This window comes from Oceanobacter sp. ABM4_470 (assembly GCF_056158645.1).
In genome coordinates this window covers 2360800-2382282 of record NZ_JBSWTR010000001.1, presented here as the reverse complement: position 1 = coordinate 2382282, position 21483 = coordinate 2360800, and the positions used below count along the sequence as shown (strand labels likewise).

Genomic DNA, 21483 nt, shown 5'->3' with positions numbered 1-21483 from the left:
ATGAGTATCGATCTGTCCCAGTTCCATCAGGTTTTCTTCGAAGAGAGTTTCGAAGGTCTCGATGTTATGGAGAGCGAGTTGTTAGAACTGTCGCCAGACAGTGTCGATGACGAGACAGTCAATACCATCTTCCGCGCTGCTCACAGCATCAAGGGCGGTGCAGGAACCTTTGGTTTTATGCAGATTTCGGAGTTCACCCACGAGGTTGAAACCTTGCTGGATGAAATTCGTGCGGGCCAGCGGGCGCTGGAACAACTGCATGTTGACCTGTTCCTGCAATCCGTTGATTGCCTGCGGGCGATGATGACAGCGTTGAACGAAGGCTCCGAGCCCGAAACGGCCCGCGCCGACGAGCTCAAGTTGCAACTGAAGGCCATTTTGCACGGCGAAGCCGAGTCGGCCGACGGTGACAGCAACGACGCCTCCGAAGCAACGACTGGCGGTAGCGAGCGAGCGGGGTGGAAAGTCCGCTTTATACCGGATGCCGACGTTTTGCGTACCGGTAACGAACCGTTCCGCATGTTCCGCGAGTTGGAAGGCGTAGCGCCGAACGGCATCAAGGTCATGGTGAACGAAAGCGAACTGCCTGAATTCGCCAATCTGAATCCTGAAGAGTGTCGCCTGAGCTGGACCATTACCGTGATGGGCGACATCGAGCAGTCCGATATCCAGACCGTATTTGAGTGGGTAGAAGACGACTGCGACATTGAATACATCGCTCTCGATGCCGACGGTCAGGCATTGGAGTCTGGTGCTGAGGCCAAGACTGACACTGCTGAGGCCTGTGCTGAGGCTGCTGTTGAACCTGAGCCTGTTGCAGCACCTGCGGCAGTAGCAGAACCTGCCAATTCCGAAGCTGCCCAGTCCGAAGCTGCCAAGGTGGAGTCTGCCAAGCCGGAAGCGGCCAAAGCGGAACCAGCGAAAGCCAAGGCCAAGCCTAACCGTGGCGGCGATCAATCCTCCATTCGTGTATCTATCGATAAGGTCGACAGCCTCATCAATATGGTCGGCGAACTGGTGATTACCCAATCGATGCTGGGCCAGCTAGGCCAGGACTTCGACATCAGCCGCATGGGCCGCTTGTTGGAAGGTCTGTCGCAGCTTGAACAAAACACCCGCGAGCTGCAAGAAAGCGTGATGAAAATCCGCATGATGCCAATCAGCTTTGCCTTCAGCCGTTTCCCACGGCTGGTGCGTGACCTTGGCAACCAGCTCGGTAAAAAGGTCAATCTGGTGATGCAGGGTGAAAACACCGAACTCGATAAAACCGTGATGGAAAAGATCGGCGACCCGTTGGTTCACCTGGTTCGTAACTCCCTCGACCACGGTCTGGAAACCACCGCAAAACGCATCGAAACCGGCAAGGATGAATCCGGCACCATCACCCTGAACGCCTTCCACCAGGGCGGCAATATCGTCATTGAAGTGAAGGACGACGGCGCCGGATTGAACGAAGAGCGGATTCTGAACAAGGCCATTGAGCGTGGTCTGGTGGCGGCTAACGCCAGTTTAACGCCGGAAGAAATTCACCAGCTGATTTTCCTGCCGGGCTTCTCCACCGCCGATCAGGTCAGCGATATCTCCGGCCGTGGCGTGGGTATGGACGTGGTGCGCCGGAACATCAACGAGCTTAACGGCACCATCGAGGTGAAGTCGCAGAAAGGCACAGGGTCGACCTTTGTGATCCGGCTGCCACTGACGCTGGCGATTCTGGATGGCCAGCTGGTGGAAGTGTGCAATCAGACTTATATCTTCCCACTGGTATCGATTGTTGAGTCGATTCAGCTGCAAAAGCAGACCCTCAACAATATTTCTGGCAGTCAGCCAGTAATGAAACTGCGTGATGAATACATCCCGATCATCCGTCTGGATCAGGTGTTCAACCTGCGGCCAGTGGAAGAGGAAGTCGAAGAAGCCATGCTGGTGGTGGTGGAAGGCGACAACGAAAAAATCGGCATTGTGGTCGACGACCTGCTGGGACAACAGCAAGTGGTGATCAAAAGCCTTGAACAGAATTACCAACGGGTATCCGGTGTTTCCGGCGCCACCATTCTTGGCGATGGCACAGTGGCTCTGATTATCGACATATCCGGAATTGGCAAAAAAGTTGACGGCCGGGCGGCAGCCATCCCCGGTTCAGAACAGGCAGCGTAGGTGAAGACGATGACAGCAACTGATACAGCAGTGGCCGAAAACCTCGATCAGGACGAACAGCAGTACCTCACCTTCATTATGGCCGGCGAAGAATACGGGGTAGACATCCTGGCAGTGCAGGAAATCCGTGGCTGGGAGCAGTCCACCGTGATTCCTAACGCGCCGGACTACATCAAGGGGGTGATTAACCTGCGCGGCACCATTGTACCAATCATGGATTTGCGGCTGCGCTTCGGTTTGCCAACCGTTGAATACAGCCCGATGACGGTGGTCATCATTCTTAAGGTTGAGCAGCCGAACGAACGTGTGATGGGCATCGTAGTGGATGCTGTATCCGATGTTTACACCATCGCACAGGGGGAAACCCGCAAAGCCCCCGAACTGACGGAAGACGACAACTCGGTGTTTATCGACGGCCTCGTTAACGTCAATGACAAAATGGTTATTTTATTGGACGTTGAGTCCTTATTGAGCGTGCCAGGTCACCTGGGCACCCATCTCTGAACCGATACCTGATCCGAGAAATTCTGGAAGGACGGAAGTTATGAGCTTTTTATCCAAAATGTTTGCCGCTGACGATGGTTCCAGCGACCCAAAGAAGATTCGTGAGCTGGAAGCCAAGGTCAACGCACTGAATAAAAGCCAGGCGGTGATCGAGTTCAATATGGACGGCACCATCATCACAGCCAACGACAACTTCCTGGCAGCGTTGGGCTACCGGCTTGATGAAATTCAGGGGCGTCACCACCGTATGTTCGCCAGCGAAGAGTTTGGTCGTAGTCAGGAATACGCCGACTTTTGGGCCAAGTTGAACCGTGGTGAGTTTGAGCAAGCGGAATACCAACGCTTTGGTAAGGGCGGCAAGGAAATCTGGATTCAGGCTTCTTACAACCCGGTGCTGGACGAGCACGGCAAGCCGTACAAGGTCATCAAGTATGCATCGGACATTACTGCTCAAAAAATGCAGCAGTTTGCCTACGAAAAATCGACCCGCGAGATGACGTCCAAAATCGATGCCCTCGACAAGAGTCAGGCCACCATTGAGTTCAACATGGATGGCACCATCATCACCGCCAACGATAACTTCCTCGGCGCCATTGGTTACCGCCTGGACGAAATTCAGGGACAGCATCACCGCATGTTTGTTGATCCCGAGTACGCCAGTTCCCGTGAGTACGCTGACTTCTGGGCCAAATTGAACCGTGGCCAGTTTGAAGCAGCGGAATACAAGCGCTTTGCCAAAGGTGGTCGGGAAATCTGGATTCAGGCTTCCTATAACCCGGTGTGTGACGCCGACGGTAAACCGTACAAAGTGGTGAAATACGCCACCGACATTACGGCACAGAAGAAAGCTGCGGTACTGGCTGAAAAAAACGCCAACATCGCCAATGCATTGATGCTGTGTCAGGCCAACGTGATGCTGGCCGACAACGATATGAACATCGTTTACATGAACACCGCGCTGGAAGGCATGCTCAGCCACCGCGAAAAAGAGTTGCAGCAGGCGTTGTCCAACTTCAAGGTCGATGCCCTGATCGGTACTCAGGTGGACATTTTCCACAAGAACCCGTCGCACCAGCGCAACATGATTGCAGGCCTTAAAGAGGCTTATAAAACCACACTGGCGGTTAACGGCCTGAGCATGAACCTGACGGCGTCGCCGTGGATGGACAGCAATGGCAACCGCTTGGGCACGGTGGTGGAGTGGGATGACCGTACCGACGAAGTACGTACTGAACAGGAAATCGACGCCATCGTGGATGCCGCTTCCAACGGCGATCTGTCACGCCGGGTCGACGCCCGAGGCAAGCAAGGCTTCCAGCTGAAACTGGCCGAAGGTCTGAACCGCCTGCTGACCATTTCCGACTCCGTCGTCAGCGACACCATTCGCGTCTTTGATGCGCTGGCGCACGGTAACCTGACCCGTACCATCGACGCCGACTACAACGGCTCGTTCGATAAACTGAAACAGGATGCCAACAGCACGGTTGAGCGTCTGACCGACATCATTACCCGCATCCGTGAATCGGCTTCCACCGTATCCACCGGTGCCAACGAAATCGCTCAAGGCAACGCTGACCTCAGTCGCCGTACCGAGTCACAGGCCTCCAGTCTGGAAGAAACAGCGTCCAGTATGGAAGAGATGACCAGTGCGGTTAAACAAACCAGCGAGAACTCGGTGCATGCCAATGAATTGGCGGCCGCAGCCAAACACAAGGCCACGTCCGGTGGTGCTGTGGTCGGCAAAGCGGTGACGGCGATGGATGAAATCAACGCAGCCTCGAAGAAAATCGCCGACATCATCGGTGTGATTGACGAGATTGCGTTCCAGACCAACCTGCTGGCTCTGAACGCCGCCGTAGAAGCCGCCCGAGCCGGTGAACAAGGCCGCGGTTTTGCGGTGGTGGCAGGCGAAGTTCGTAACCTGGCCCAGCGCTCTGCCGGTGCGGCGAAAGAAATCAAGGACCTGATCCGCGACAGCGTCGACAAGGTGGATGCCGGTACCTCACTGGTGAATGAATCCGGCCGCACGTTGAACGAAATCATCGAGTCGGTGGACCGCGTATCGGAAATGATCCGCGAAATCAGCACCGCTGCCCGCGAGCAGTCGTCGGGGATCGAGCAGGTCAACGCTGCGGTGGCGCAGATGGACGAAATGACCCAGCAGAACGCGGCACTGGTGGAAGAAGCCTCCGCGGCGGGTGAAGCCATGGCAGAACAGTCGCGCTCAATGATGGAAATGATGGAGTTCTTCTCCACCGCCGAAGGTGCCAGCAAACCTGCCTCCAGCGGCTTTGCAGCGGCTCCGGCAGCGGCCAGACCTGCGGCTCCGGCAGCAGCACCAGTGGCTTCCCAGGATGCTTTCTCGGTGAGTGACGACGACGACTGGGCGGAGTTCTGATGTATGGCCGGATCTGCACTGCAAACCTCAGGGGTTGGCGATACCCCTGAGTTCCACATGTCGGACAGCGAATTCCAGGCAATTGCGGATCTGGCCGGTGAGCACACCGGCATCGTGCTGGGACCTCACAAGCGCAATATGGTGTACGGCCGTATTGCCCGCCGGATTCGGGCCAACGGCCTGTCCAGTTTCAAGCAGTACATCGAATTTCTGAAAAGTAACCCGGCGGATGAAATGAGCAATTTCATCAACGCCATCACCACCAACCTGACCTCTTTTTTCCGCGAGCCGCATCATTTTGAGTACTTGCAAAATGAGCTGCTGCCAGAGCTGCGAGAGCTGAACAGCAGCACGCGCAAACTGCGCATCTGGTCGGCGGGCAGTTCGATTGGTCAGGAGGCTTACACCATAGCCATGACCATTGTGCGGGCTAATTTCCCCGCCGGTTGGGATATCAAGATTCTGGCGACAGACCTGGATTCCAATGTGCTGGATACCGGCCGCAAGGGCATTTATCCGGTCGAGCACATCGATCAGCTGGAGCCAGCCATTGTGAAGCAGTTTTTTCGCAAGAGTCCGGATGGCAAGTCGGTCCAGGTCAGCGATGAGCTGCGCCGCATGGTGTCGTTCAAACGCCTGAACCTGCTGGAGAAGTGGCCCATGAAGGGGCCGTTTGACCTGATTTTTTGCCGCAACGTGGTGATCTATTTCAACAAGGATACGCAGCGGGTGCTGTTTGACCGCTACGCCGATTATCTTCGCTCAGATGGACGTTTGTTTATCGGTCACTCGGAGAACCTGTCCGGAGTGTGCGACCGCTTTCAGTCACTGGGCCAGACGATTTACCGGAAAACGCGATGAGACATATTGCCGAGAGACCGATTCAACCCCCGGTAAGCGCGGGGTTCGAGCACGTAAATCGCTACTGGGACGATGTACACAAGGTCTGGGCAGCGAAAATTTTACCGGGTGAGTTCTACGTATCGACGTCGGGCGAAATGGTCGTGACGATTTTGGGCTCCTGTATCTCGGCCTGTGTGCGCGACAAGGTGCGCGGTATTGGTGGTATGAACCACTTTATGTTGCCCGAGCAAAACGAATACAGCAGCGACCAGTGGGGCGGTAATCCGGATACCACGGCATCCCGTTATGGCAACTGGGCGATGGAGTTTCTGATCAACGAAATTCTCAAACGCGGTGGCCGTAAGGAAAACCTCGAAGTGAAGCTGTTTGGCGGTGGCCAGATGATCGCTTCGATGACCGATATTGGTCAGCGCAACATCCTGTTTGCCTACAACTACCTGGCCAGCGAAGGGTTGAAAGTACAGGCTGCCGATGTCGGCGATGTGTTCGCCCGCAAGGTGCTGTATTTCCCCGATACCGGATCGGTCAAAGTGCGTCGAATTCGTGAAACCAAAAATCAGACGCTTATGGATCGCGAAACCCGCTATGCCAAGGAAGTCCAGAGCAACAATACAGCCAGCGCCGCTGGCAGCGTCGACCTGTTCTGACTTATCTGCCTGCCGTCGATTGCCTGTGGTAATCAATGACGGCGGTTTTCTATTCTGGAGTACCCCATGGCGAATATTCGCGTATTGATTGTTGATGACTCCGCTCTGATCCGAAAAATGCTGACTCAGGTGCTGGGTAACGCCACAGGTATCGAAGTGGTCGGTGTTGCCAGTGATCCGATCATTGCCCGTGACAAGATCAAACAACTGAACCCGGACGTATTGACGCTGGACGTCGAAATGCCGCGTATGAACGGCATTCAGTTTCTTGGCAATCTGATGCGGTTGCGACCGATGCCGGTGGTGATGGTGTCAACGCTGACGGCGGCTGGCGCACCGGTGACGCTGGAAGCGCTGGAAATTGGCGCACTGGATTACATTGCCAAGCCGCAAATGGACAACGAAAAATCGTTCAATGCTTTCAGCAAGGCGTTGATCGAAAAAGTTCGCATGGCGGCGAGTGCCAAGGTACGGCCACTGAAGCACGTTCACGAAGTACGCTTTACGCCACCGCCAGAAGGCGCCTGCAGCAAGTTCAGCCGCTGGGTGGTGTTGGGGGCTTCCACCGGGGGCACCGAAGCCATCAAGACGGTGCTGGGTCAGGTGCCTGCCAACTGCCCGCCGATTCTAATTACCCAGCATATTCCTGCGGTGTTCAGTGCGTCTTTTGCCAAGCGGCTTGATTCTTCATGTGCGCCAGAGGTGCTGGAGGCTTCGGAAGGTTTGGAAGTCCGCCCTGGGCGGGTGATTGTGGCGCACGGAGATCACCATCTGACGTTTCGTGCCGAAGGCAATCAGGTGCGCTGCTGCTTATCGCCAGCGGCTCCGGTTAACCGCCACAGGCCGTCTGTTGAAGTGATGTTTGATTCCATTACCGCGGTTAAACCGGCGCAAGAGCTGGTGGCGGTGATGCTGACGGGTATGGGCGCTGACGGTGCAGCAGCCATGAAACGCCTGCACCAGTCAGGCAGCCGCACCATTGCTCAGGACGAAGCCTCGTCGGTGGTTTATGGCATGCCCAAAGCCGTGGTCGATTTGCAGGCGGCAGACAAGGTGATGGCACTGGAAAAAATTGCTCCGCTGATGATGAAAATGGCGGAGTAAATTGGTCGGGTAGTGCGAAATTGTCAGTTTGTGCTAAACATGTAGGTAGGTTGCACCAAAGCGTGCTTTGAATACCCGGTTGAAGAGCGTATGACTTTGGCGAAAACGCTCCAGCCGTTAACCCCATCGAATGAGGGAGTATCGAATGTCAGTAGAATCCATGGTTTCCGGAGACGGCCAAGAGCTGACAATCCAGGTTTCTGGTCGTTTTGATTTCAGTGCCCATCAGGCCTTTCGTGACGCCTACGAAACTCCGGCCAGCAGCGGCGTCCGCAAATTTGTGGTCGACCTCAGTGGCACGTCGTACCTGGACAGCTCGGCACTCGGCATGTTGCTGCTGCTGCGCGATCACGCTGGTGGTGATACCGCCGAGGTCAGCATTGTGAACTGCAATCAGGATGTTAAAAAGATTCTGGCCATTTCCAACTTTGAGCAGTTGTTCGCGATCCAGTAAAGAGCCCTTGTTATGGCAGCCATACGGATATTGATTGCGGACGACAATCAGGTCGACCGCAAGATTCTGGGTCGAATTCTGCAAAAGCAGGGCAACGAAGTCATTGAAGCCGTCAATGGCGAAGAAGCTGTTCGGCTGTTTCATGAATGCAAGCCGGAAATCGTCCTCCTGGATGTGATGATGCCGGTGATGGACGGCAAGCAAGCCGCCCTGCAAATCAAACAGGCCGCCGGGGAAGAAATGGTCCCGGTGATTTTCCTGACCTCACTGACCGATGCCTACGGTCTGGCCGACTGCCTCGAAAGCGGCGGCGACGATTTCCTCAACAAACCCTACAACCCTGTGGTGCTGGAAGCCAAGGTGCATTCGTTTTACCGAATGCGCGAAATGCACCAGACCTTGCAGCGCCAGCGCGACGAAATCGCCATCCACAACGAACACCTGATGCACGAGCAGGAAGCGGCCAAGGCGGTATTCGACAACGTTGCCCATCAGGGTTGTTTGTCGGCCGACAATATCCGCTACCTGGTCTCACCGCTGGCGGTGTTCAACGGCGATGTGTTGCTGGCGGCCCGCCAGCCGAGTGGTGCCATGAATCTGTTGCTGGGGGACTTTACCGGCCATGGTTTACCCGCGGCCATTGGCGCGATGCCGCTGGCGGAAATCTTCTATGGCATGACCGCCAAGGGCTTTGGCGTGCGTGACATTATTCGTGAGATTAACAGCAAGCTGAAAACCATCCTGCCGGTGGGCTTCTTCTGCTGTGCGGTGATGGTCGAAATGAACTTCGAGCGTAAATCGGCCAGTGTCTGGATGGGCGGCGTGCCGGATTGCTATCTGTTTCGAAAAGGCTCTGGCGAGCTGGAAGTGATGACTTCCAACCACTTGCCGCTGGGCGTGCTGGGAGACGGCAAGTTTGTTGACTCGTTGCAGGAATTCAATCTCGAGATCGGCGATCGTTTTCTGCTTTGGTCCGATGGCATTCTGGAAGCCCGCAATCCTGACGGGGATATGTTTGGTAACGAACGCCTGCACGATGTGATCACCCAGGCGGCCGACGCTGACCGGATTTTCCACGACATTAAACATGCCGTGGATGCATTTCAGGGGCGGGCGGAACGGGACGACGACATCACGCTGGCAGAAATCGCCATGGTGGAGCCACCGCAAGTTGAAGCGCTGGCCAGCAGTCAGATTCAGGCCGCCAAATCCGGCCCGATGGATTGGTCATTCAGCTACGAGCTGGGGCCGCAAAGCCTGGGCAATTTCAACCCGCTGCCATTGGTGATGCACCTGCTGATGGAAGTGCCGGGACTTAAAAGCATGAGCGGCCAGTTATACACCGTGTTGGCTGAAATGTTTTCCAACGCCTTTGAACATGGGGTGCTGGGCCTGGATTCAAAACTCAAGTCCACACCCGACGGTTTTATGGAGTATTACCAGCAACGTCAGCAGCGTATCGACGCCTTGGACGATGGCTTTGTTCGTATTCGCATGAACCATGAGGGCAATGGCCTCGAAGGTCGATTGACGGTCCATTTTGAGGACAGCGGCGCAGGCTTTGATCACGTTGCAATGATGAACAGACGCAAAGCTGAACTGGCTGATGTTGGAGATCAACAATACAGTGGGCGCGGCATTCCTTTAATGAATCAGATATGCGAGTCTGTAGAGTATGTGGGCAAAGGCAATCAGGTGCGGGCAGTGATTCACTGGCCGCAAGAGCAAGAATAGGGATACTGCGATGGAATTGAACGACCACTTTGACACTGAATCCCTGACCATGCTCAAGGAAGTGATGGAAGAAGAGTTTGGCGAGCTGATTGATCTGTTTGTTGCCGATGGCGAAGATCGTTTGCCAAAAATGCGCACGGCGCTGGAAGCCAAAGACGCTGCCAACCTGATGGGCATGGCGCATAGCTTCAAAGGGGCCAGCGGCAATGTGTGTGCAGCACCGTTATCGGCGCTGAACATGCAGGTGGAAGAGGGCATTCGTGGAGTCCCGGAAACATCGGTGGACTGGCCGCGGCTGGCGGAGCTGTTAAAGCAGGTCGAAAACGAATTTTCTGCAGTGAAACAGGTTATCTCCCAACACCTGTAACGACACCACCGGACATCGGCCCATCCGGGCCGTTTTTGAATTTTCCGACTTATCTCTCCAAGGCTTTTAAAGCCTATTCTGTCCGACACCCGACACCCGACACCCGACACCCGACACCCGACACCCGACACCCGACACCCGAACTGACGTTTTCTGACAACCCCATCGGTGTTGGCCTGCCAATTGCAAAATCCCCTGTAACCGAAAAACAACCTGTCACAGCGGGGCTCTCCATGAACCTGTCTCAAACCGGATTTGATCTTCTTTCTTTGCTGCAACCCACGAATACTGCGGCTTCTGGGGCTACCACCAACGGTGACCAGGGCTTTGGTGAACTGTTTGGCCTGACTCAGGCCGGGCTACAAACTGCCGCTGCTGACGACACCGCATTGCCGCTGGCAACAGACCTTGCCGCTTTGACGGAAGATGCCTCAGCCTTGATGCAGCAGGCGACGGATGACCTCGATGTCGCCATGAGTGGCGACGAAATGCTCGGACAGATTCAGGCCAAAGGCGACCTTGCCCAGGCGCCGCAAGTCACCATCAAACCTTTGGCGTCGCAGGCGAACAGTAGCAGTCTTGCCGAGATGGATGCTTTGGCCGCGGTTGATGCCGATACCACCGCAGGAGAGACCCTGAGCACTGCGGGAGCTGAAACTGGCGACGACACCGAACAACCCTTGTTTGGCATGGCCAACGAGGCCTTTGCGTTGAGCGACGAGGCCGTTGATAACGACGAGGGCGATGGGTTGGGCGAGTTTGGTCGCCAGCGTATTACCAGTGCCAAATCGGATACTGATGAGGATTCGACGGATGCCAATTTGGCGGCTGTGCCATTGGTTGCGACACCACAGAGTACTGTGGTTAATGAATCCAGCAACGAAGATGCGGTAGACCTCAGTTTGTCTGCCAATACGGGTAATCAGGCGCAGGCGGCTAATCCAGCAGCTATGAAAAGCTCCATAAAAGATGAAGCCGTAAAAGATAACCCGGCCAAACTGGCGCAAGCGGGCGACGATATGGATGAATCTGCTTTGGACGCCAGCGGTGAATCCGCCGATGCCAGAGTGGTGGATGGCGATACGCTGGAGCAGCCTCTGAACACGCTGCAAAACAAACTCCCCCGCAACGACAGCCAGCTACAACAAGCTGCCCAGAATACCGCCAGCGTAGCCGCCGATAGCACCGAAGCGGCAGAGTCCGAAGACAGCTTTGCCACTGACCTGAGCGAATCGCTGGAAAATGCCGAACTGCAAGACATGCTGCTGAACGGCGAGCGCGGACTGGCGGATGGCAACCTGGAATTTGGCAGCGATCGGGGCCAATGGGGCTCTGCGTTGGGCAGCCGCATTATTACCATGGTGGCCAATGACATTCAGGAAGCACGCATTCAACTGGACCCGCCTGAGCTGGGTGCCATGGAAATTCAGATGGAAGTAACTGCGGATGATCAGGCCCGTGTTCAAATTCAGGTACAAAACCCTCAGGTTCGTGAAGTGCTGGAATCCCAGGCTCAGCGACTGCGGGAGGCCATGAGTGAACAGGGTTTGACGCTGGCCGGGTTCGACGTGTCTGAGCAAGGCGCTGGCCAACAGCAAATGGGCCAGTCTGGCAGCGGTGACGGAAATGCTGAAGGCAACGCCAACGGTCAGGGAGCCAACATAGCAGACAACCTGGCTGACGGAAATTTGACTGAAGACGGTGTTGAAACACAAATTACCTCGGCGTCCGATCGCCTGGTAAGCACCTACGCCTGATCGTACCAGATGACTGGCGGGGCAGAGGGCGTGTTTTGCATGCCCTCTGCCCCGCCAGACACCCAGCGCCCGACCCCAGACCCCATAAATCCAGCAAGACCGTATCCCTTAACTACACTTGTTGTATCGCTTTGACTCGTTTGTGTAACCACCTGCGGGCTGGCGGATCGGGAGCGGTTCTGTGTCGGATATTTGACGAAAATGGCTGGCACAGCAATTGCTGAATACATAACAGCAATCCGTACAGGCAGCCTCGGCTGACGGATACGGACGCGGAGAGGGACATGGCAGCAGATCAGGATCTGAAGCTCGACGAAGGCGAAGAGGAAAAACCGAAAAGCAAACTCAAGCTCATCATCATTATCGTGGTGGCCTTGTTGGTTTTGGGGGGCGGTGGCGCAGCGGCCTACTTCCTGCTTTTCGCCGGAGAAGATACCGAAGCTGTAGAAGGCGAGGAAGTGGTTGAAGAAGAGGAGGAGGTTCCAGAAGAACCCCCGATTCCGGCGCAATACATCATCCTCAAACCGGAATTTGTGGTGAGTTATCAGGTTGGGCCACGCCAGCGTTTTATTCAGCTAAGCATCGAAATTATGACGCGCAAGCAAACGGTGGTGGATGGTTTGACCCTGCATGAGCCCATGATTCGCAATGAAATCTTGCGGGTCCTGAGCGAGCAGGATTTCAATAAGCTGAGAACCCACGAAGGCAAGATGGCGCTCAGGCAGGCCATCCATGATCGCATAGCCCAGGCACTTTCCCGGGAGGCTTATACCCAACCGGAAGATGTTGAAGCTGTGCTGTTTACCAACTTTGTGATGCAGTAGGACGGTGGCGTGCAGGATTTACTGTCGCAGGATGAAATTGATGCCTTGCTCCATGGGGTCGACGACGGTGCAGTAGAACCGGAAGACCCTGGTGATAGCGAAGGCGTCAGAAACTACGATCTCAGTAGCAATGACCGCATTGTGCGCGGTCGCATGCCGACGCTGGAGATGATCAACGAGCGTTTCGCCCGTTACACCCGCATCAGCATGTTCAACTTCCTGCGTCGCAGTGCCGACGTGTCGTCTGGTGGCGTGCAGATTATGAAGTTTGGTGAGTACGTACATACCCTGTACGTGCCCACCAGTCTGAATCTGGTAAAAATGCGCCCGCTGCGGGGAACCGCGCTGTTTATCATGGACGCCAAGCTGGTGTTCAAGTTGGTAGATAACTTTTTCGGGGGCGACGGCCGTCATGCCAAGATCGAAGGCCGTGAATTCACCCCGACCGAAATCCGGGTAGTGCAGTTGGTATTGGCCCAGGTATTCAACGACATGATGGAAGCCTGGTCGCCAGTGCTCAAGGTCGAATATGAATACGTTGGCTCGGAAGTGAATCCGGCCATGGCCAACATCGTCAGCCCCAGCGAAGTGGTGGTGGTCAGCACCTTCCACATCGAACTGGACGGCGGCGGTGGCGACCTGCACCTGACCATCCCTTACTCCATGATTGAACCGATCCGCGAAATCCTTGATGCCGGTGTCCAGAGTGACGTCGACGATGTGGATGAACGTTGGATGCAATCGCTGCGTGAAGACATTCTGGAAGCTACGGTGCCGATTCACGGCACCCTGGCCGAACGCATGATCAGCCTGCGGGAAGTCGCCAAACTGAAAGCCGGCGACATCATCCCGATTGAGCTGCCCGAGCAATTTACCCTGCAAGCCAGTGGGGTACCGGTGTTCAAGGGCCGCATGGGCATATCAGGTGAAAACCTGGCAGTGAAAATTTCGGAACAGATCAAGACAAAACGCCGTTAACCCTGCGTCCGGCGCAGACTCACAGGTGTAAGGGAGCAGCAAATGAGCGATGAAAATACCCCGGAAAACGAAGAGCTAGATGCTCAGGCGTTGGCCGATGAAGTGGCTGCCGGTGTCAGTGACGCAGGTGGTGACGAACAAGCGTTAGCCGACGAATGGGCTGCGGCGATGGAAGAGTCTGGCGACACCCCGTCCGACGACGAGGAAGAAGATGCCGCCCAGACGGTTGAACTGGAAGAGCTGCAGGACGAAGGCAAGCCGGTACAAATTGACCCTAACGGGCCAGAGCTGGACGTTATTCTGGATATTCCTGTGCGCATTTCTATGGAAGTCGGCAGCACCCAGATTCCCATTCGTAACCTGTTGCAACTGAACCAGGGCTCGGTCGTAGAGCTGGATCGTCTGGCGGGGGAACCGCTGGATGTGATGGTCAACGGCACGCTGATTGCCCACGGTGAAGTGGTGATGGTGAACGACAAGTTCGGTATTCGCCTGACGGACGTGGTGAGCCAAAGTGAACGTATTCAACGCTTGCGCTAGCCGCTGCTTACTGGCCTTTTTGTGTGCGCTGACCGTTGTTTCGGCTTCGACTTCGGCTTCGGCCAGTGCACAAGCGGTTGCGGATAACTCTGCGGCCGTTAACACAGTGTCAGTTTCAGCAGTGTCAGATACCGAAGCCGCCACCGATGGCCCGGCATCGACTCAGCCCGAGTTGCAGCTGTATCAACCAGCGGCCAGCCCCGAACACGGCACGTCTGTAACAGCACCGTCTCAAAACCAGCCTGCCAGTGAATCTAATAGCCGCAAGACCAGTGGCACTCTGCCCGCTTCGGCATCGCCGTTGGCGGCTGCAGGTAAGGTGGCGCTGTTTCTGGTGGTGGTCCTGGCACTGATCCTGGCGCTGGCCTGGATGATTCAGAAGGTACGCTTGGGCGGCGGCATGATGATGGACGGCAGCTTTGGTCGTACCAACCAGCCGATTCGGGTGGTTTGCAGCCAGTCGTTGGGTGCCAAGGAGCGCATTGCCGTGGTGGAAGTAGCCGGCAAGCAACTGGTGCTGGGCATTACGCCCCAGAACATCAATCTGCTGACTGAGCTCGAACAGCCGTTGCAGACAGCGGATTCTCCAACGCCGGCCAACTTTGCCGAGCTACTGAAAAAGGCGGTGAAAGCATGAAACCAACGAGTTGCCGTACCGCCTGGTGTGTTCTTGTTGCCTTGTTTGGCCTGTGGATGACGCCAGCAGCGCTGGCCGAAGAGGGCGGCGCGGTTACCGACGGCGGCCTGCAGTCGCTGAGTGGTCTTGGCATTCCGGCACTGGTGTATCAGGCCAGCGAAACCGGTGGCGAATACTCGGTGACGATCCAGATTCTGGCCATCATGACGGTACTGTCGGTGCTACCGGCATTGCTGATTATGATGACCTCGTTCACTCGAATCATTGTTGTGATGGCGATTTTGCGGCAGGCCATCGGCTTGCAACAAACGCCTTCCAACCAGATTTTGCTGGGGCTGTCGTTATTTCTGACGCTGTTCATCATGATGCCGGTATTCCGCATCATTAATGTCGATGCCTTGCAGCCTTATCTGAATGAAGAAATTACCTCGGTGCAGGCGGTGGAGCGGGCGGTGGTACCCATTCATGAATTTATGCTGGGCCAAACCCGCGAAAACGACCTCGACCTGTTTGTCCGTATTTCCGGCCGTGAGGATATTCAAACGCCGCAGGATACGCCGCTGCACATTCTGATTCCGGCCTTTATTACCAGTGAATTGAAAACGGCCTTTCAGATCGGCTTTTTGATCTTTATTCCGTTTTTGATCATCGACCTGGTCGTCGCCAGTATTCTGATGGCCATGGGTATGATGATGTTATCGCCGGTGATTATTTCGTTGCCGTTCAAAATCATGCTGTTTGTATTGATCGACGGCTGGGCCTTGATCATGGGTACGCTGGCCAATTCCTTCGGGACGATTTAGCGGGGGGCGTATTATGACACCAACAGACATTGGCGACCTTTTTACGGCCGCGATGTACATCGTATTGATTTTGGTAGTGGTGATTATCGTACCGAGTCTGATCATCGGTTTGATCGTCAGTACCTTTCAGGCCGCGACCCAGATTAACGAACAAACCCTGTCGTTTTTACCGCGTTTGGTGGTCACGCTGTTGGCCATTATCTTTCTTGGCCCCTGGGCGGTGGCGATGGTGATTGATTACACCCGCGAACTGTATATGAATATTCCTTTTCTGATTGGCTGATCAGCAGCCGCTGTCGACGGTATGAATGCCCGGCAGCTCGCCAGCTTTGGCCGGTTGCTGGTACACCACGTGGCAGTTTTCTGCGACGACACTTTCATGGGTCCAGATCAGCTGGCCTTTCTCTCCCTGTTGATGTTGCCACCCATTGAGCGCAATCAGCGCACTGGCAATGCCAGCGGCTGACGCCGTTGGGTAACCGGCGACCAGTTGGATTGGCTGTTGCTCCAGCACCACGGTGGCCCGGGCCTTGTGCTGCACACCGTCGGCGATTGCGCGGAAACGGCTCTGACGGGCGGCTTCCATCAAGGTGTTCGACATGCCGCTTAATAGCAGCCGAGCCCTGCTACCGTCAGACGAATCAATTCCCATCTGGCTGAAGGCGGCGGCCGATAAGGTGCCCGTGACAGCGATCAACAGCACGGTTTCGATCAGACTGGTTCCTGTTTGTTTGGCAAAACTGCTCAGCCGCATGGGTTCTTCCTGTTCGAGCATAGGGACAATCGACCGCGTGTCAGTCGGGTCTGTGAAACGGTTTATACCGCGAAGTGACGGAAAACCGATGCGGTGTGACAGGTTAGTCGTCAGGTTTTTGACTTCAAAGGGGCCGCAGCCTGGGAACTTCGCGATTTTACCGGCGATCCAGCCGTTGGGTTTCGGGCACAGCCATTGCAACCTCCTTGTAAATCCAAGCCGCTGTCAGCAATCCGTCAACATGTTGGAATTTACCGATCTTGAGGTTGGTCACTGGATCAGCCGTTACATCTATCCGTTCGCCCGTATCAGTGGCCTGTTTATGGTGATGCCATTGCTGGGAACGCGGATGGTGCCGCAGCAAATCCGTTTGCTGCTGGCGGTTGCCGTTACGCTGGCGGTGGTGCCGATACTGCCGCCCATGCCAGCGCCGGATGCGTTATCGCTGGCGTCCATGGTCATCATTTTGAACCAACTGCTGATCGGCATTGTGCTGGGATTTGTGGTCGAGCTGTTGTCGCAGGTGTTTGTGTTGGCCGGGCAATTGATTGCAATGCAAACCGGTCTGGGGATTGCGACCACGGTAGACCCCTCACAAGGGGCTTCGGTGGTGGTGATTTCACAGTGGTTGTTGTTCATGGTGGGGCTGATCTTTCTGTCGCTGAATGGCCACCTGACTCTGATCGAGGTGTTGGTACAGAGCTTCTTTACCATGCCGATTGGCACAGGGGGCTGGACCGCCGACGATCTTGGCAGTCTGGTGTATTGGGCGGCCTGGATGTTCTCGGCGGCGCTGGTGATTTCATTACCGGCACTGACCGCCTTGCTGATTGTGAACCTGGCGTTCGGGGTGATGACCCGGGCAGCGCCGCAGTTGAATATTTTTGCGCTCGGCTTTCCGGTCACCATGATCATTGGCCTGTTTATTCTCTGGCTGACCATGACGGATATGGCGCTGGTGTATCAGCAGTACATGGAGCACTTGTTCACGTTCACTCGTAGGCTGATCAAGGGGTAGCCCATGGCTGAAGAAGACAGTGGTCAGGAGAAAACCGAAGAACCCACGTCGCGAAGGCTGGATAAAGCCCGCGAAGAAGGCCAGGTTCCCCGGTCCAAGGAGCTGAATACCACTGCGATTCTGGCACTTGGAGCTTTGGGGCTTTTGGCGCTGGGGCCGTTTTTGTCCGAGCAAATCAGTCAGTTGGCCAAACATGGCTTCGATTTTCAGCGCGATGCTGCCTTTGATACGTCGGCCATGAGTCGCCACCTTGGGGCATCACTGGAAAGCGCTGCCTGGGGGCTGGCCCCCTGGCTAGTACTGATGCTGATTGCATCGTTTGCCGGGCCGCTGGGGCTTGGCGGTTGGTTGTTTTCGACCAAGGCATTGGCCCTCAAGCTCAATCGTATGAATCCCCTGTCGGGCCTTAAACGGATGTTTTCGGCCAATTCGCTGGTGGAGCTGATCAAGGCCTGGGCCAAGGTATTGGTGGTGGGGCTGTGTGCCTGGCTGGTACTGGGGTTTTTCTTTGAAGACACCATGAGCCTGCTGCGAATGCCGGTCAACGGTGCGATTGAAGGGGCCGTTGGCATCATTCTTTGGTCGTTCATCATGATGTGCTTGTCGACTCTGCTGATTGCGTTGGCGGATGTGCCTTGGCAAATCTACTCGCATACCAAAAAGCTGCGCATGAGCCTGCAAGACATCAAGGACGAGTACAAGGAAACCGAGGGTAAGCCCGAGGTGAAAAGCAAGGTGCGCCAGTTGCAGCGTGAAGCCGCCCAGCGCCGAATGATGGCCGATGTACCCACTGCCGATGTGGTGATTACCAACCCGACCCACTTTGCCGTAGCGCTGAAATATTCAGCCGGTGCCATGACCGCACCGGTGGTGGTCGCCAAGGGTGCTGATCAGGTGGCGTTCAAGATTCGTGAAATCGCCAAGGAAAACAACATACCAAGGATGGAAGCGCCGCCACTGGCTCGTGCCTTGTACACCCATACGCGAGTAGGCAATGAAATTCCGGAGGGCTTGTACGTCGCCGTGGCTCAGGTACTGGCGTACGTGTATCAGATGGATATGTTTGCCAAAGGCAAGGGGCCGCGTCCTGCCAAGCGTCCGGATATGCCGATTCCGCGGGATTTGCGTGTTGATCCTGAGCCTGAAGGCTAACGCTGCAGCTCCTCAACCGTCACATAGTGCTCGATCGGGAAGACTGGCGGGCCGTACTGGTTGTAGATGGCAACGTCGGCCGCATCGCGGCCATAGCCCACTGCAACGTAACCGCCTTTACGGCCGGACTGGGTCGCGTCGAAGGTGTACCACTGGCCACCCACATAGGCTTCAAACCAGGCGTGCATGTCCATGGGTTCCAGCTGGTGCAGGTAGCCAACAACAAGACGTGCCGGAATGCTTAGCGCCCGACACAGGGCAATGCCCAGATGAGACAGGTCTCTGCATACTCCGGAACTGCGCTGGCGTACTTCGGTGGCTGAGACTGGTACCGGGCTGGTGCCCGGTTCATAGCGAATGTTGGTGCGTAGCCAATGCTCTACGGCGGCCACTTGATCGTAGCCAGGTGCGCAATTCCAGGTGATGTCTGAGGCCAGTGCATACAGCCGGTCCGATTCGCAATAACGGCTGGGCAATAAATAGCTGAGCGCTTCCGTTGGCAGGTGCTGAATTTCAATAAACGGCGCACCGGGGTCTTGGGCAATCTGGTCGGGCACCATCACTTCGGCACTGCAAAACAGCGCGAAAGGGCCGGGTTGGGCAATCAGTCGTTGGCAAACATTGCCGTAGGGATCGGTGAATTCGGAAACCGGCACGCTGGGCAGTACGTCGTATTCTTCACGGGCCACCCACTGGTCGGGTCCACGACGGGCACGAAGCATTAAAATGAATGGGGTGGGCACGGAAATTTCGAAGGAAAATTCACAACTGGTGCTGATCCACATGTACTTCGGTCCGTCGCAAAATGGGGACGCCACTATAGGACCAACGGATGGTTCCTGAAAAGCAATTTAGACAGGTTTTCAGCGGATGTTACAGCAACAAAATCGGACTCTGCTTAAGCATCCGCTCAAGTGGTTGGCCGCTTCACCACCCGTACGTTAAAACCGGATTCGCTTAGCACGTAGGCAGCGGCTTCGGCGCGACCTTCGCCTTCTACCACGTACAGAAAACCAGGGTTCAGTGACGGCAGCTGATGACGCAGCTGGGCCAGCGGAATATTGCGGGCGCGGGCGATGGGTTGCTGTGAGGCTTCCTGCTCAGTACGTACATCCAACACCACCACACCGGTGTCGCTGTTGTCGACCAGATCTTGCAGCTTGTCTTCTTCAACGTATTCCAGCACCGGCTTTTTCAGCAATATGTCGAAGTCTTCTTTCGAGAGCACCATCACAACGCCGTCACTGGTCATGGTGATGGTGGCACTGCGAGGCAGTGAGCTGATCAATGAATCTTCACCGAACAGTGCGCCGTTGGTTATGCCGGCCAGCGTCTGTACCTGAGCCCCTTGCTGACGGGTGACCAGGGCTTTGCCGGCTTTAATCACATAGCATTCGTTGCCTTCGTCACCTTCGGTGATCAGTACATCGCCAAGGGCGACTTCGCGTTCTTCAAAACGTGCCAGTAATTGCTGGATATTACCCGGCGGTATGCGGTTAAACAGCTCCGAGGTCAGCAGGGTTTCCAACCAGTCGGTTTCGTCGCTGTTATCGGCCAGCGCCAGTTCGGTCCAGGTGCTGATCAGCTCGACATAGCGGCGTGGAATAACGGCGAGTGTGCATTCGCTGACCGCAACCGCCGAGCATTTGTGAATCCGGTGGGTCGCGTCCAGTGCCAGAATGTTGGCTTCATCGTCACCCTCAAAGCGCTGTACATCGAATTTTTCGTCCACCAGATCGAGCGATCCAGACAGCAAAAAATGGCAGTTTTCATCTTGCTGGCCGCGTTTGAAGGCCAGGCTGCGGGGTTTCAGCTGTTTCAGGCTGAAGTGCGGCAGTAGTCCTTCAAGGGCGTTGAGGGACAGGTCTTCAAAGGGGATGAAGTTGTGGATGCGGTCGGCGCTGATCATACCTTCTCTGCAGTTACTGGCTTGCTCAAATAAATATAGCAAAGGGCCAGATCTTTGCCGGTCGATTGGCGACGGCTTTGTCAGCATGGCCCTTGTATCAGCGGAGGCAGGAGAGAGCGGGGGGCGTGGGAGGAGACGTTCAAAGAAATGCTAAAAAGAAATGCAAAAAAGAAAAGACAAGCAGGCGCTGGTCAGGCCTGCTTCTCGGTTCCAGCGTCGCTGACGTTGTCGGGACTAATCCCTTTGTCCGGGCTGTCAGCAGGTGCTGCTGGTTTGCCCCCACTTTGGCTGACGCCGGCGGTCAGGGCAAAGCGCATGGCATCTTCAAAGGACCAGTCAACCTGGGTCAGCTGCTCTCTTGGCAGAAACAGGGTGTAGCCGCCTACCATGTAGCTCATGGGCAAATACACTGCGACCAGGTCTTCTCCTGGCTTGGCCTGCTTCACCGGGCCGGGGATGCTCTGGTTGGTAATAAAGCCAACCACGGTGCCCATGGCTGGCAGCTCGACCAGTACCACAGGTTGCTGTTTTTCTTTTTCGCCCTTGTCGAACATGGCGGCAAAATCCTTGATCGCGCCATACAGGGTTTTAACCACCGGGAAGCGCAGAAAGGCGCTTTCGAGCTTTTCAAACAGCCAACTGATGGGGTCAAACTGAAACAGCAGCCCCACCATAAATAGCCCAACAACGGTAACCAGCAGACCAAACCCTGGAATCGACGATGGCGTCTCCCAGGGTTGCAGGCCAAACCAGCTCAGTAATTCCAATCCGACGCCATCCAGCCAAACCAATGCCGACCATACCAGCCAAAGGGTAACCACCAACGGCAATACAACGGCAGATCCTTTCAGGAAGACTTTGGCCAAATAGGGCATGGAATATCCT

At 55.6% G+C, this 21483-nt stretch carries 22 protein-coding genes; 18 read left to right on the top strand and 4 right to left on the bottom strand.

Going from position 1 to position 21483, the window contains the following annotated elements; translation table 11 throughout:
* The 16 genes from ACXADJ_RS10440 (at position 1) to fliQ (ending at position 16048) form a co-directional block, all read left to right on the top strand.
* On the top strand, positions 1–2154 hold the full coding sequence (locus tag ACXADJ_RS10440; protein ID WP_475065508.1) for a chemotaxis protein CheA: 2154 nt from the start codon (positions 1–3) through the stop codon (positions 2152–2154).
* Positions 2155–2163: 9 nt separating this feature from the next.
* Entirely contained in the window at positions 2164–2658 is a 495-nt protein-coding gene (locus tag ACXADJ_RS10435; RefSeq protein ID WP_028294675.1) for a chemotaxis protein CheW, read from the top strand.
* 40 nt (positions 2659–2698) lie between these two features.
* A complete protein-coding gene (locus ACXADJ_RS10430) occupies positions 2699–5056 on the top strand; it encodes a methyl-accepting chemotaxis protein (RefSeq protein WP_475065506.1) in 2358 nt (785 codons plus the stop codon).
* A gap of 3 nt (positions 5057–5059) precedes the next feature.
* Complete coding sequence (locus ACXADJ_RS10425) at positions 5060–5917, top strand: CheR family methyltransferase (RefSeq protein WP_051219557.1); 858 nt, start codon at positions 5060–5062, stop codon at positions 5915–5917.
* Positions 5914–6567: a chemoreceptor glutamine deamidase CheD gene (gene cheD / locus ACXADJ_RS10420; RefSeq protein WP_475065504.1), complete on the top strand. Its 654-nt coding sequence runs from the start codon at positions 5914–5916 to the stop codon at positions 6565–6567. The genes ACXADJ_RS10425 and cheD overlap by 4 nt, the downstream gene beginning before the upstream one ends.
* A 66-nt stretch (positions 6568–6633) precedes the next feature.
* Positions 6634–7671, top strand: a complete 1038-nt coding sequence (locus tag ACXADJ_RS10415) for a protein-glutamate methylesterase/protein-glutamine glutaminase (RefSeq protein ID WP_475065501.1) — start codon at positions 6634–6636, stop codon at positions 7669–7671.
* Positions 7672–7816: 145 nt separating this feature from the next.
* Positions 7817–8125, top strand: a complete 309-nt coding sequence (locus ACXADJ_RS10410; protein ID WP_028294680.1) for an STAS domain-containing protein — start codon at positions 7817–7819, stop codon at positions 8123–8125.
* A 12-nt stretch (positions 8126–8137) separates the two neighbouring features.
* Positions 8138–9859, top strand: a complete 1722-nt coding sequence (locus tag ACXADJ_RS10405; protein ID WP_475065499.1) for a SpoIIE family protein phosphatase — start codon at positions 8138–8140, stop codon at positions 9857–9859.
* Between the two features lie 10 nt (positions 9860–9869).
* Positions 9870–10226: an Hpt domain-containing protein gene (locus ACXADJ_RS10400; protein WP_475065497.1), complete on the top strand. Its 357-nt coding sequence runs from the start codon at positions 9870–9872 to the stop codon at positions 10224–10226.
* A gap of 233 nt (positions 10227–10459) precedes the next feature.
* Positions 10460–11983 (top strand): flagellar hook-length control protein FliK, encoded by a 1524-nt coding sequence (locus ACXADJ_RS10395; protein ID WP_475065493.1) that lies wholly within the window; start codon positions 10460–10462, stop codon positions 11981–11983.
* Positions 11984–12267: 284 nt separating this feature from the next.
* Positions 12268–12807 carry a flagellar basal body-associated FliL family protein gene (locus ACXADJ_RS10390; RefSeq protein WP_028294684.1) on the top strand — a complete coding sequence of 180 codons (540 nt, stop codon included), beginning with the start codon at positions 12268–12270 and terminating at the stop codon, positions 12805–12807.
* A 9-nt stretch (positions 12808–12816) separates the two neighbouring features.
* Positions 12817–13785 carry a flagellar motor switch protein FliM gene (fliM, locus tag ACXADJ_RS10385; RefSeq protein ID WP_475065488.1) on the top strand — a complete coding sequence of 323 codons (969 nt, stop codon included), beginning with the start codon at positions 12817–12819 and terminating at the stop codon, positions 13783–13785.
* A 42-nt stretch (positions 13786–13827) separates the two neighbouring features.
* On the top strand, positions 13828–14325 hold the full coding sequence (gene fliN, locus ACXADJ_RS10380) for a flagellar motor switch protein FliN (RefSeq protein WP_475065485.1): 498 nt from the start codon (positions 13828–13830) through the stop codon (positions 14323–14325).
* A 121-nt stretch (positions 14326–14446) separates the two neighbouring features.
* A complete protein-coding gene (gene fliO / locus ACXADJ_RS10375) occupies positions 14447–14962 on the top strand; it encodes a flagellar biosynthetic protein FliO (protein ID WP_475065484.1) in 516 nt (171 codons plus the stop codon).
* A 56-nt stretch (positions 14963–15018) separates the two neighbouring features.
* On the top strand, positions 15019–15765 hold the full coding sequence (gene fliP, locus ACXADJ_RS10370) for a flagellar type III secretion system pore protein FliP (protein ID WP_475068182.1): 747 nt from the start codon (positions 15019–15021) through the stop codon (positions 15763–15765).
* Between the two features lie 13 nt (positions 15766–15778).
* A complete protein-coding gene (gene fliQ / locus ACXADJ_RS10365; RefSeq protein WP_475065482.1) occupies positions 15779–16048 on the top strand; it encodes a flagellar biosynthesis protein FliQ in 270 nt (89 codons plus the stop codon).
* Here fliQ and ACXADJ_RS10360 read toward each other — a convergent pair whose 3' ends face one another.
* Positions 16049–16519, bottom strand: a complete 471-nt coding sequence (locus ACXADJ_RS10360) for a hypothetical protein (protein WP_475065480.1) — start codon at positions 16517–16519, stop codon at positions 16049–16051. It abuts the gene before it with no gap.
* Between the two features lie 241 nt (positions 16520–16760).
* Here ACXADJ_RS10360 and fliR point away from each other — a divergent pair, with 241 nt between their 5' ends.
* A complete protein-coding gene (fliR, locus tag ACXADJ_RS10355; RefSeq protein WP_475065478.1) occupies positions 16761–17537 on the top strand; it encodes a flagellar biosynthetic protein FliR in 777 nt (258 codons plus the stop codon).
* A 3-nt stretch (positions 17538–17540) separates the two neighbouring features.
* Positions 17541–18689 carry a flagellar biosynthesis protein FlhB gene (flhB, locus tag ACXADJ_RS10350; RefSeq protein ID WP_475065476.1) on the top strand — a complete coding sequence of 383 codons (1149 nt, stop codon included), beginning with the start codon at positions 17541–17543 and terminating at the stop codon, positions 18687–18689.
* Here flhB and ACXADJ_RS10345 read toward each other — a convergent pair.
* The 3 genes from ACXADJ_RS10345 to ACXADJ_RS10335 form a co-directional block, all read right to left on the bottom strand.
* Positions 18686–19432, bottom strand: coding sequence for a transglutaminase-like domain-containing protein (locus tag ACXADJ_RS10345; RefSeq protein WP_475065473.1), 747 nt, complete (start codon positions 19430–19432; stop codon positions 18686–18688). The two genes, flhB and ACXADJ_RS10345, sit on opposite strands and share 4 nt — an antisense overlap.
* 167 nt (positions 19433–19599) lie before the next feature.
* Entirely contained in the window at positions 19600–20598 is a 999-nt protein-coding gene (locus ACXADJ_RS10340) for a cyclic nucleotide-binding domain-containing protein (RefSeq protein WP_475065470.1), read from the bottom strand.
* Positions 20599–20789: 191 nt separating this feature from the next.
* Positions 20790–21473 (bottom strand): DUF502 domain-containing protein, encoded by a 684-nt coding sequence (locus ACXADJ_RS10335; protein WP_475065466.1) that lies wholly within the window; start codon positions 21471–21473, stop codon positions 20790–20792.
* Positions 21474–21483: the final 10 nt, after the last annotated feature.

Coding starts and splice junctions, on each gene's coding strand:
- ACXADJ_RS10435 (WP_028294675.1), top strand. CDS start 2,164: ATGACAGCAACTGATACAGCAGTGGCCGAAAACCTCGATCAGGACGAA.
- fliN (WP_475065485.1), top strand. CDS start 13,828: ATGAGCGATGAAAATACCCCGGAAAACGAAGAGCTAGATGCTCAGGCG.
- ACXADJ_RS10430 (WP_475065506.1), top strand. CDS start 2,699: ATGAGCTTTTTATCCAAAATGTTTGCCGCTGACGATGGTTCCAGCGAC.
- flhB (WP_475065476.1), top strand. CDS start 17,541: ATGGCTGAAGAAGACAGTGGTCAGGAGAAAACCGAAGAACCCACGTCG.
- ACXADJ_RS10425 (WP_051219557.1), top strand. CDS start 5,060: ATGGCCGGATCTGCACTGCAAACCTCAGGGGTTGGCGATACCCCTGAG.
- ACXADJ_RS10440 (WP_475065508.1), top strand. CDS start 1: ATGAGTATCGATCTGTCCCAGTTCCATCAGGTTTTCTTCGAAGAGAGT.
- ACXADJ_RS10405 (WP_475065499.1), top strand. CDS start 8,138: ATGGCAGCCATACGGATATTGATTGCGGACGACAATCAGGTCGACCGC.
- ACXADJ_RS10410 (WP_028294680.1), top strand. CDS start 7,817: ATGTCAGTAGAATCCATGGTTTCCGGAGACGGCCAAGAGCTGACAATC.
- ACXADJ_RS10400 (WP_475065497.1), top strand. CDS start 9,870: ATGGAATTGAACGACCACTTTGACACTGAATCCCTGACCATGCTCAAG.
- fliQ (WP_475065482.1), top strand. CDS start 15,779: ATGACACCAACAGACATTGGCGACCTTTTTACGGCCGCGATGTACATC.
- ACXADJ_RS10395 (WP_475065493.1), top strand. CDS start 10,460: ATGAACCTGTCTCAAACCGGATTTGATCTTCTTTCTTTGCTGCAACCC.
- fliR (WP_475065478.1), top strand. CDS start 16,761: ATGTTGGAATTTACCGATCTTGAGGTTGGTCACTGGATCAGCCGTTAC.
- ACXADJ_RS10390 (WP_028294684.1), top strand. CDS start 12,268: ATGGCAGCAGATCAGGATCTGAAGCTCGACGAAGGCGAAGAGGAAAAA.
- ACXADJ_RS10360 (WP_475065480.1), bottom strand. CDS start 16,519: ATGCGGCTGAGCAGTTTTGCCAAACAAACAGGAACCAGTCTGATCGAA.
- cheD (WP_475065504.1), top strand. CDS start 5,914: ATGAGACATATTGCCGAGAGACCGATTCAACCCCCGGTAAGCGCGGGG.
- ACXADJ_RS10335 (WP_475065466.1), bottom strand. CDS start 21,473: ATGCCCTATTTGGCCAAAGTCTTCCTGAAAGGATCTGCCGTTGTATTG.
- fliP (WP_475068182.1), top strand. CDS start 15,019: ATGACGCCAGCAGCGCTGGCCGAAGAGGGCGGCGCGGTTACCGACGGC.
- ACXADJ_RS10415 (WP_475065501.1), top strand. CDS start 6,634: ATGGCGAATATTCGCGTATTGATTGTTGATGACTCCGCTCTGATCCGA.
- ACXADJ_RS10340 (WP_475065470.1), bottom strand. CDS start 20,598: ATGATCAGCGCCGACCGCATCCACAACTTCATCCCCTTTGAAGACCTG.